We start from the raw sequence: 1,322 nt of genomic DNA, 5'->3' as shown, positions 1-1,322 counted from the left end.
CCCCTTCGTCGTCGTGGTGTCAGGGGGTGACCACCACGCGACCCGCGGCGCCCTTCTCGGCGTCCGACATCACGTGCGAGACGAACGGATACGTGCCGGCCTGCGGGAACGTCAGCTCGACGAACCCGCCCTCGGCGGGCTGCAGCGCGAGCACCTGCGACCCGCCCGTGCCGGTCGACCCGCCGTCGCGCAGCGTGTACTCGCCCTCGCGGTACACGGTGTGGAACTGCCCGCCGACGACGTGGAACGCGCTCGGCCGGTTCGGCCCCGAGTCGAGCACCCAGAACCGGACGGGCTGCCCGACGGTCGCGGCCAGCGGCCGGTCGCGGTACTGGTTCGCGTAGCCGTTGAGCACCACGAGGTCGGGCATCTGCGTGGCGACCTTCGCCGCGTCCACCTCGCCGCCCTGCGCGCCGAGGTAGAGCTCGGACTGCACGACGACGTACTGCCGGTCGACCGGCGCGAGCCCGTCGGGCTCGATGACGACCGCGCCCGACATACCGTTCGCGATGTGCGTCGACATCGGCATGCTCGAGCAGTGGTACATCCAGATCCCGGACCGCGTGGCGGTGAACGCGTACGTCAGCTCCTCGCCCGGCGCGATGGTCCGCATGACGTCGTCGGGGGCGAGCGCGCCCGCGTGGAAGTCGATCGAGTGGCCGATCGAGCCGTCGTTGACGAGCGTCACGACGAAGCGGTCGCCGACGCGTCCGTGCAGCACGGGACCCGGCGCCGTGCCCCCGAACGTCCACAGCCGTTGCGTCACCCCTGGGGCGACCTCGCGCACGACCTCCTGCACGACGAGCCGCACGTGCCGCGTCACCGGACCCTCGTCGGGGCCGAGCGGAGCGAGCGTCGCGTCGCGGGCCACGAAGTCCGGGTCCGGCTCGGCCATGAGGTCGAGCAGGTCGGCGGCCGACCCGGAGCCGGAGGCCGTGCCCTCGCCCGGGTCGCCACCGTGGTGCGGCATCGCGTGGTCCTGGCCGCCCGTGACACCCTCGTCGGGACGCTCGCCGGAGCCCGGGTCGACCGGCGACGCGACCTCGGCGTCGCCCGTGACGACGATCGCCAGCGTCATCCCCATGAGCCGGTGACCGGCCACGGAGCACCATGCGTCGAGCCCCGCGCCCACGACCCCCACGTCCACCCGCGCGCTCTCGCCGGGCGCGAGCCGACCGCTGGTCGCCCCGTTGGCGACGACCAGGTCGTGGACGTCGTCGTCGACGTTCGTCACCTCCAGCACGAGCCGGTCGCCTGCGGGGACCTCGATCCGGGACGGCGAGAAGCGCATGCGGCCGGCCTCGACCTGGACGGTCGTGGTG

The 1,322-nt window shown here is 73.5% G+C and carries 1 protein-coding gene; it reads right to left on the bottom strand.

The annotated features are described in order from the left end of the window. Nucleotides 1–19: 19 nt before the first annotated feature. Nucleotides 20–1,322 (bottom strand): multicopper oxidase domain-containing protein (locus CWIS_RS07185; protein WP_048342586.1); only part of this gene is annotated, 1,303 nt, incomplete at its 5' end.

It is taken from the genome of Cellulomonas sp. A375-1 (assembly GCF_001040865.1).
GTDB lineage: Bacteria > Actinomycetota > Actinomycetes > Actinomycetales > Cellulomonadaceae > Cellulomonas > Cellulomonas gelida.
The sequence above is the reverse complement of the archived record's forward strand: the minus strand, read 5'-3'. Positions and strand labels throughout refer to the sequence as shown.